The sequence below is a fragment of the Polynucleobacter sp. UB-Piko-W3 genome (assembly GCF_018881635.1).
Taxonomy (GTDB): Bacteria; Pseudomonadota; Gammaproteobacteria; order Burkholderiales; family Burkholderiaceae; genus Polynucleobacter.
In genome coordinates, this window is record NZ_JACVPY010000003.1 from 1 (window position 1) to 11,119 (window position 11,119).

Here is an 11,119-nt window from a genome sequence, read left to right on the forward strand (position 1 = left end):
AGCTTTGCGATCAATCTCTCTAATGATCTAACGCATCCAATGCAAAGTAATAGTGACTATTTTGGAACGCATCAGGTTTAGTGAGTGAGTATCTCAGTTGTTGATTAAGGCGCCCTCGGGTGCCTTAATTGTTTAGTAAAGATTAAGTTTATAAACGGAAATCAAATTGCCCAGAAACTGTACGCTACGTGACCGTTAATACTTCACCCACCTTCAATGTCGGTAATGGACTTAATTCTGCAAGTCAGGGAGGCACTTGGTCGTCCCCAGTTATTCAATCTGATGGAAAAATATTGGTTGCTAGTACATCCAATAATAATTTCTATCTAGAGCGATTTAATGTTGATGGTAGTTTGGATGGCACTTTTAATGGTGGGGTTGGTAAATCCATAGATTTCGGTGGCACAGATAATGCATACGATATTGCATTACAGTCTGATGGAAAGATATTAATTGTTGGCTTATCTAATGGCAGTGGTGTTATTTCAAGGCTTAATGTTGATGGCAGCTTAGATACAACATTTAACGGCACTGGTAAACAGACGACCGGTGTTGTTAGCTCGCTGTCAACTGATTTGATTGAGATTCAATCTGATGGAAAGATTTTAGTTGTTGGATCGGCAGCCGGAGGACTAACTGCAGTTCGACTTACAAGTTCAGGCGCTATAGATACTAGCTTTGGTTCTAACGGCTCTCAAACTACTATTTTCGGCACAAGTAATAATATAGCCAGAGCTGTGGCTATTCAAACAGATGGCAAGATTATTGTTGCTGGGACTACTTATGAAAATAGCGCATTTAAATTTGCGATTCTGCGCTACAACACTAATGGCACTCTTGATAATACTTTTTCCTCCGATGGAAAAGATACTCAAAATTTTGGTACCAGTATTTTTGCAGCATCTGTTCAGTCAGATGGCAAGATTATTGTGGCTGGAGAGTCAAACTCTTCTAAGGTATCCCTTATAAGGTATAACCCAGACGGTAGTCTAGACACTACCTTTGGCGCTGGTACCGGAAAGGTTTCTGTTTCTGGAATTACCGGAACCTTTTGTAGTTTAGCGTTTCAATCCGACGGAAAGCTCTTAATTAGCGGTTCAAGTAGTACTAGCTATACGAGTGATTTTGCAATTGCGAGACTTAATGCTGATGGTTCTCTAGACACTAGTTTTTCAGGTGATGGTTATGCCAAGATTGGTCAGAGTGGTACGCAAGATTACGGTTATGGCTTGGCGCTACAGTCTGATGGAAAGATTTTAATTACCGGGCCATCTGGTAGTGGCCTTGGTATTGCCCGCCTCACTACTGATGGAAGCCCAGACCTCACTTTTGCGGCACCAAATACCATTGATCTTGTTCATCCAGCTTACACCGAAAGTTCGACACCAGTATTTTTGAGTTCCAACCCGACTATATTTGGATCGGCAATCAAAGTTTACGATGCTGATTTAAATGCCACGAACTATAACGGGGCATCAGTATCAGTTGCACGCAATGGTGGTGGAAATTCTGAAGATAGTTTTTATTTTTATGATCGTGGGGATGTATTTTCTTTAACAGTTGGAACGCATATTGTTATTGGTGGCACGACAGATGTAGGTGTCGTATCGGCTAGTAGTAATGGGGCTGCAACTATTACCTTCAATACTAATGCTACTGGCGATTTGGTAAATACAGTTCTGCAGAATTTGCAATACAGCAATTCTAGCGATGCACCACCTGCGAGCGTTCAAATTAACCTCACATTTAATGACGGTAATACCGGATCTCAGGGAACTGGCGGCGCATTGAGCACCACTGGTACTGTCAATCTGACGATTACACCGACTAATGATGCCCCGGTTATTACATCAGCACCCTCATTTTCTGTTGATGAAAACTCAATTAACAGTTCTTTTTATATTAGTGCTAGCGATCCTGATGGTGGCGCAATCAGCAGGTGGGAAGTATTTAATAGTGATGGCGGTACTTTGCCATCGCAGTTTACGTTTAATCCAGCTACACATATTCTATCTATCGCTTCCCCATTAAATTATGAAGTCCGGTCATCGTATGAATTTATGGTGGCGGTATCTGATTCGAGCGCTTATGGCGTTACAACCTACCAGACGCTTACTCTCAATGTCAACAATGTCAACGATGCCCCAAATTTTGGCTTGGGGGATGGCATTGTGCCTTTTCAGAGTGTTGGAGGAACTATTGCCCAGGCTCTTGATATTGCTTTAGATGCAAATGGAAAAATTGTATTGGCCGGCAATGGCGGCAATAGGAATTATGTGCAAATTCCTGATTTTTGGAGTGCACGCTACAACACTGATGGCACCCTAGACTCATCATATTCTTTAGATGGCTGGGTAACAACCCCCATTACCAGCGTACTATATAGCGTACAAAATAGTGTCGCATGGGGTGTTGCGGTCGACGGCAATCAAAAGATCATCATGGCTGGCAATGTTGGTAGCGCCCTTGATGACAGAATTTCTGACATTGCCATTGCGAGATATAACCCGGATGGATCCTTAGATACCACTTTCTCTGGCGATGGGTTGATGACCTTACCTATTGGATCGGGGAGGGATACTGGCGCTGATATTGCTATCCGATCTGATGGCGCGATTGTCATTGCTGGGGAAAGTTTTAATGGAAGTACTAGTGACTTTTCTGTAATAGTTCTTGGTTCGGATGGAACCTTGGACTCTAGATTTTCGTATGACGGCAAAGCAGGCGGTGATTTTGGTGGTCGCAATGAACGTGGCCAAGCCCTAGCACTTCAGTCCGATGGAAAAATTGTAGTTGTTGGTTATAGCTCTCCAACCAACGGTGGAAGCAGTGCCAATGAAATCATTCGATATAACTCCGATGGTAGTTTTGACACGAGTTTCTCTGGCGATGGCTTTGCTTCGGATAGCATTTCTGCTGGATCTGAGGGCTTATATAGTGTTGCGATCCAGTCCGATGGAAAAATTTTGGTCGGTGGCTATAGCAATGGCGATTTTTCAATATTCCGTTACAACACGAATGGCACTCTAGACACAAGCTTTTCTGGGGATGGAAGGCAGCTTACAGATTTGGGCGGCAGTGATCAGGCTCACAAAATATTAGTTCAGACGGATGGCAAGATTATTGCTGTTGGAACGGCTTATGGATCAGATTCTGCCGTAGCGCTGGTGCGCTATAACGCCGACGGATCTCTAGATGGAACATTTGGTCAGGGCGGCACTGCTACCACTCGGTTTTCGACTGTAGGTGCTGAGGGAATGTCTGCTATCTTGCAGGCAGATGGAAAAATCTTAGTTAGTGGCGAAACCTATACTAGCCGTAACGCATTTGTAATTCGCTACAACAGCAATGGCTCACTTGATACTTCTTTTGATTCAAACAATATTCTTAATGGTAGGCCGGTTTATCACGAAAATACTGCTCCGGTAGTTTTGGATGCAGACGTCAATATTTCGGATGATGACTTAAATCGACTTGGCTACAACAACTCCTCTCTTAATATTGTTCGCCATAGTGGAGCAAACCCAGATGATGCATATTCAGGCACTGGAACTTTAAGCAATCTGACGCAAAACTCTTCGATCATCGTTGATGGCATTAACATTGGTACCGTTGCCACTAATAGTGGTGGCATCTTGTCATTACTATTTAATACTAATTCCACTCAGGCATTAGTTAACTCAGCTCTGCATCAAATTACGTACAGTAATACAAGCGATACGCCCCCATCAAGTGTGCAGCTGGATTGGACTTTTAATGATGGTAATGGGGGTCTGCAAGGGTCTGGCGGCACCTTAAGTACTGCTGGAAGTATCGTGGTCAATATTACGCCAGATGCTGAGGCTACAGGCCAGATTTTAATGGATGGTTGGTATGCTCAGGCAGGTTGGATCGCGGCACCATTTTATTTCTATGGTGATGCAGATGGCGGATTTACTCAAATAGCTTATACATGGCAGGAGCTCAAGGGTGGTTTATGGGCTACTTTATATGAGGGCTCCAACCAGCTGAATATTCCTGATGACCAAAGCTATGTAGGCAAGGATATCCGATTGGTTGTTACAACCACAGATGTGCTTGGTGGCACAACGAAATTTATTAGTGCTGATCATATTATTGCAAATACAAATGATTCCCCGACTGGTAGCATCACTATTCCGAGCACGCCTTTCAAGGGTTCAACTATAACTCCCACTATTGTTCCTATTGGGGATAGCGATGGCTTGGGTGTAATTCAATATCAATGGCAGGCTGGTACATATTCTTATGGGGAGAATATTGACCCGATGGGTTGGGTCAATATTTCTGGGGCAACAAGCTTAACTTATCAGGTTACTTCCGGTGTTGTTGGCCAGCCATTGCGGCTTGTTGCAAGTTACACAGATGGATATGGCAACCCAGAGGTGGTAATGTCAAACGTGACTAATGCAGTGAGCAGTTTTGTCAATATTATTGGCACCGGCATTGCTGACACATTATATGGAACGATCGGCCCAGACTATATAGATGCAAAAGATGGTAATGATATTTTGTACGGATATGCTGGGAACGATAGTCTTGATGGTGGAATAGGTAATGACACTCTCTATGGCGGCGACGACAACGATACCCTGGATGGCGGCGTTGGTAACGATACTCTCTTCGGTGGTACCGGCGATGACACTCTTATTGGTGGATCTGGCCTTGGTGTTGATGTGCTTGATGGTGGTATTGGTAATGACAGTCTCCAGTTAGGCTCTGATAACGGCACTGCATTAGGTGGCGATGGTAATGACACCATTGTTGGTAAAGGCTATTTAGATGGCGGTGCTGGCGATGATACGATTCGGCAACGGACTAGAGATGAGAGCTCAGCCCTTGCAAGTAATAACATCATCTTAGGTGGTGATGGTAATGACCAAATCCAAGTAACAGAATTCTTTGCCACTGTAGATGCAGGTAGTGGTGATGACATCATCACCATTCATGAGAATAATGGGACTGCGGCAGATTCATCTGCTGGTTTTAATATTCAAGGTGGTGCTGGATACGACCAACTGATCGTTGATGGTTACGCTGGTGGCGCTTGGGGTAATTGGACTCTACCTTCCACCTTTAGTGGTGTTGAGAGAATTACCTTTAAAAATACTCAAGCCCTAAATTCACAATTTGGCTTTGTGATGGCTGATAGCAATATTGCCGCTGGCCAGACCTTAGTTGTAGATACTGTAGATTGGGATTTGAACCTCACCCACGTAGAGTACTACTGGACTGGTTTGAAGATTGATGCCTCGCGCGAGACTAATGGTTATCTTAATATCTCCGGAACTGCAAAAGCTGACTACTTCATCGGTGGAGCTCTAGCAGATACCTTCCAGTCTGGTGATGGTAATGACACCTTAGTGGGCGGCGCAGGAAATGACGCTATCTATGCTGATGCCGGTGACGATACCCTAACTGGCGGCGGTGGTAGCGACACACTATATGGCGGCGACGGCACTGACACCGCAATCTACGCAGGAAACTCTTCAGCCTATACCTGGACTAGATTGGTTGACAGCGCTAATCAAAGTTATGTTTCAGTTGTTAATAATCAAACACAAGAACGAGATACGCTTTACTCCATTCGCTATCTGAAGTTTGATAATCAGCAAGTGACTATGCGTGAGGCGGGAGTTACTTTACAGGGTAGTGATGGCTCTGATTTTTCACTACTTGGCACTGATTATGGCGATGATGTAATTTATGGAAATCGCGGTAACGATTTTTTATTTGGCGGCGCTGGCGATGACACCCTGTATGGCGGCGGCGAGGACGATACCCTAAATGGAGGCGAGGGCAATGATACCCTCTATGGTGGTACTGGCGATGACACTCTTATTGGTGGATCTGGTCTTGGTGTAGATGTCCTTGATGGCGGTGATGGTAACGATAATCTACAACTTGGTTCTGATGGCGGTACAGCATTAGGCGGTATTGGTAATGACACTATTACCGGTAAAGGCTATTTAGATGGCGGTGCTGGCGATGATACGATTCGGCAACTGACTCGGGATGAAAGTTCAGCTCCAGCAAGTGATAACACAATCTTGGGTGGCGACGGAAATGATCACATTCAAGTTACCGAGTTCTTTGCTACTGTAGATGCAGGCGCTGGTGATGACATCATCACCATTCATGAAAACAATGGAACTGCAGTAGATTCGGCTGCCAATCTAAATATCCAAGGTGGCGCTGGCTATGACCAACTAATTATCGATGGATATTCCGGCAATGAATACAGTACCTGGGTATTGCCGGCAACTTTCAGCGGTATTGAGAAAATTAGTTTCATCAACAGTCAGGCGCTAAATTCACAATTTGGCCTACAGCTAGCTGACTCCAATATTGCTGCTGGCCAAACCTTAGTAATCGATACCACTAACTGGGATCCCCGTTATTGGGAAGATTATTGGACTGGTCTCAAGATTGATGCTTCGCGTGAGACCAATGGTTATCTCAATATAGTTGGAACATCAAGAGCTGATTACTTCTTTGGCGGTGCATTAGCTGATACTTTTATTGCTGGCGATGGTAATGACACTCTCCTTGGTGGCGCAGGTAATGACACCATCTATGCAGATGCTGGTGACGATACTCTGACTGGTGGCACAGGTAATGACACCTTGTATGGTGGCGATGGTACTGATACCGCAATCTATGCAGGAAATTCTTCAGCCTATACTTGGGCTAGATTAGTTGACAGCGCTAATCAAAGCTATATTTCTATTATCAATAATCAAACACAAGAGCAAGATGCGCTTTACTCGATTCGCTATCTGAAGTTTGATAATCAGCAGGTCACTTTGCGTGAGGCGGGGGTTGTCTTGCAAGGTAGTAGTGCTCCTGATGCCTTAATGGGTACCGATGGTGGTGATGACATTCTGCTCGGTAATGGTGGTAATGACACCTTATTTGGATTGGCTGCAGATGATACTTTGAGTGGTGGCGACGACAACGACACCCTCGATGGAGGTGTTGGTAACGATACCCTCTATGGTGGTACCGGCGATGACACTCTTATTGGTGGATCTGGTCTTGGTGTAGATGTCCTTGATGGCGGTGATGGTAACGATAATCTACAACTTGGTTCTGATGGCGGTACAGCATTAGGCGGTATTGGTAATGATACGATTGCTGGCAAAGGGCTGTTGGATGGCGGTGCTGGTGATGACACGATCACGCAGGTGTATGACAACACTAACTGGACCGATGCTACAACAACCATCTTAGGTGGTGATGGTAATGATTCTCTCAATATCTGGGAGTATTTTGCAAAAGCGGATGCAGGCGCTGGCGATGACGTCATTACGATGGTTGGCAATAATGGCACAGCAGTTTTTGGTAATGCCAATCTGAATATTCAGGGCGGTACTGGCTACGACAGATTAATTATTAGTGGCTTCTCTGGTGGTGGGTCTGGCAATGACTGGGTTCTGCCATCAACCTTTGGCGGTATTGAGCGAATTACCTTTACCAATGGCGATGCTGTAAATACCCCGTTTGGTTTTGTTTTAGCAGACGCTAATATTGCTGCGGGCCAAACCTTAGTAATTGATACAACTAATTGGTCAACTCGCACAGAAGATTTTCGATATGGTCTAAAAGTAGACGCCTCACGCGAGACCGATGGTTACCTTAATATTTCTGGAACCGCAAAAACAGACTATTTCCTTGGTGGCGCACTAGCAGATACTCTTCAGTCTGGAGATGGTAATGACACCTTAGTGGGCGGCGCAGGAAATGATATCTTGGATGGTGGTGCCGGTATTGACACCATGACTGGCGGTCTTGGTGATGATACTTACTATATTGACTCCTCTAGCGACAATCTAATTGAAGCTGCAAATCAGGGCATAGATACTGTCTATACAAGCGTTACCTATAGTCTACAAAATAACTTTGAGAACTTAGTTGCAAATAGCTCAACTGGTGTTGCATTGATTGGAAATCTCCTAGTTAATACCATTATCGGCGGTGCCGGCAATGACATATTGTCTGGGGATCTTGGTGCAGATACCTTGATTGGCGGTGCTGGTAACGATACTTACTATGTTGATAATGCTAGTGATGTTGTATCAGAAAATACTGGGGAAGGAGTTGATTTAGTTTTCTCTAAAGTTTCTTATTCCTTAGGAAGCAATATAGAAAATTTAACGGCTGATAATATAACTGCAGCTGTTCGTTTGGTTGGTAACGAGCTGGGCAATACGATTACTGGCGGCTCTGGAAACGATACGTTGGATGGCGGTGGTGGTATCGACACTCTGATTGGTGGGGTGGGTAACGATACGTACTATATTGATAATGCTGGCGATTTAGTCGTAGAGAATAATTCAGCTGGCAATGACCTTATTTATTCAAGCGTTTCATATACATTAGGCGCTTACCTAGAAGGTATTTCTGGATATGGAAATGCCGACCTCAGTCTAGCTGGTAATTTTGGTAACAATATGATTACTGGCGCTGCCGGTAATGACACTTTGCGTGGTGATTTAGGTAATGACACCTTAGATGGTGGAGCGGGCACTGACTTTGCTGTTTTTGCTGGTGCTCGCGATAACTACTCCATTACTCTTGGCTCTAATGATCTTACGTTAATAGGGTCAGATGGCACTGATGTGGTGAGGTCATCAGTTGAAACTATCGCCTTTGATATGTCACCGCAAGTCCAAATTGATGTGGGCTTAAGTATTGCCAGAAGGCAGGTCATTACAACGATTTTGGGAGGCGATAACGGCGGGACTCTTTCGGGTACATCTGGGTCTGATGCCATCCGAGGTGGTATGGGCAATGACACTATATCTGGGCTTGCTGGAGACGATGTGCTGTATGGCGCTGGTGGCGATGATTCTATTTTTGGCGGCCTTGGCAATGACACTATGGACGGCGGTCTTGGTAATGATACTTTCTACGCAGATGAGGCTGGCGATATTGTTATAGGTGGTAGTGGTATTGATACTGTTGTAACCAGTTTGCTCGTCTATTCACTGGGCAATTCATCTCAAGCATCTGGCGTTGAAAATCTTATCTATAGTGGTGTAGCCAATGCGACATTCACCGGTAACTCTGATGCCAACATCATCACAACTGGTCAAGGTAATGACATCATTACTGCTGTAAGCACCAATTGGCTTGATGGCGATACTTTATTCGCTGGTGCAGGTGATGACACCATGATCGGTGGTAATGGTTTTGATGTATTTCATGGAGGCACTGGGACTGATGTGGTGGTTATTAACTCACCAGCTAGTGATTTAGGATATTGGAGTTATCAGTATTCTGCAGACTCAATAACAATTTCCTCTGCAAGCGGAAGCGATGTTATTTTCAATGATATTGAATACGTTAAATTTAGCGACGGAAAAATCCTTTCCGTCCCCACTTCACTCTTAAATACTCAAGCTGTATTTGTTCAGCAGGGCACTGATGCCTCTGAGTCGATGACGGGCACCTCTGGAATTGATGTCATTGCTGGTAACGGCGGTAATGATGTAATTTATGGCTTTGCTGGTAACGACACGATTGATGGCGGATCAGGTAACGACACGATTGACGGCGGTGATGGTAATGATGCCTTAGCTGGCGGCATTGGTAATGACACTATTAATGGTGGCTCAGGTCTCAATAGTATTTCTGGTGGAGCGGGGGATGACGTTATTACGATCCACTCAAGCTCCGATCAGATTGATGGTGGTGATGGTATTGACACTGCAGTCTTGGCGGCTGATTGGCCAACTGGGCCAGCAGCATCTAATTACACGCTATATGGCGGTAATAACCTTAATATTGAAAACGTTACCTATCTTGGTACTAGTGATTTTACGATCACTGGCAATGCATTTAATAATATTCTGATTGGTGGTGCTGGCAGCGATACTTTAAGAGGTGGTGCAGGCTGGGATACTTTAGATGGTGGTGGCGGTAGCGATTTTGCAGTATTTTCAGGCACTCGTAATGAATATCAAATCACGATTGGTGCTGGCTCCCTAACATTGGTTGGACCTGACGCTACCGATATTGTTCGTTCTTCTGTTGAAACCCTACTATTTGATGGCTCTCCATTAACTCAAATTGATGTGGGTTTTAGTATTGCAAAAGGTCAAGTTATTACAACGACTTTAGGAACATCTGCTAGTGAATTGATTACGGGCTCTTCAGGTTCTGATGCTATCCGTGCTGGCAATGGTAATGATACGGTGAATGCGCTTGCTGGGGATGACGTTTTATATGGCGATGGCGGTAATGACACTCTTATTGGTGGCAAAGGTTCAGACACTATTGATGGCGGCTCTGGGGAAGACGTTGCTTTCTATTTTGCGCCTGGACTAACAGCCGCACAGCAAGACCCTAATGTAGTTGGCAATAGTCTTAATGGAATTAATTTAACTACAGAATTTTCCACCGGAAATCTCATCATTACAGGCGGCGGAGATACCGATCGTCTATCTAGTGTTGAGATTATTGTTGCTACGAATGCCGCTGATAATTTAGACGGCTCACAAACAAGCTCTGGTATTGGATTAATTGGTCTTGGTGGTGACGATACCATCAAGGGCGGATCAGGTAATGACGTATTGATTGGCGGCACGGGTAATGACACTTTAGTTGGTGGTGCTGGCGCAGATACGATGCTTGGTGGCATAGGCAATGATATTTATTTCGTTGATAACGTAGGTGACTTTGTAAAAGAAAGTCCAACGCATGTTGATTACAACAATAGCAATGCCCCTGTTATTAATCCCGCTTGGTATGCTGCTGATCCTGCTTCCTTGGGTCTAATTAATGATCCACAGGATCCAAATGCGGCATCTAATTTGCAACTACTTGGTGGTGGGATTGATACCATCCGCACTACGCTAAATAGCTACTCTTTAAATCCAGCAACTAACGGCAATACTGGCGTCATTGGGGATATTGAAAATCTTGAATTTATTGGTACTGGAAACTTTGTCGGTATTGGTAATGACCTTAACAACACTCTCACCACCGGCTCTGGCAACGACTCCTTAGATGGTGGTTTAGGTGATGACACCTTAATCGGTAATGGCGGTAACGATACCTACACCATGACCTTTGGGGTCGATTCTGTGATTCGCAA

The 11,119-nt window shown here is 44.5% G+C and carries 1 protein-coding gene; it reads left to right on the top strand.

The window, feature by feature from the left end; genetic code table 11:
* Positions 1-188: 188 nt before the first annotated feature.
* Positions 189-11,119 (top strand): cadherin domain-containing protein (locus tag ICN31_RS09275; protein WP_216260904.1); only part of this gene is annotated, 10,931 nt, incomplete at its 3' end.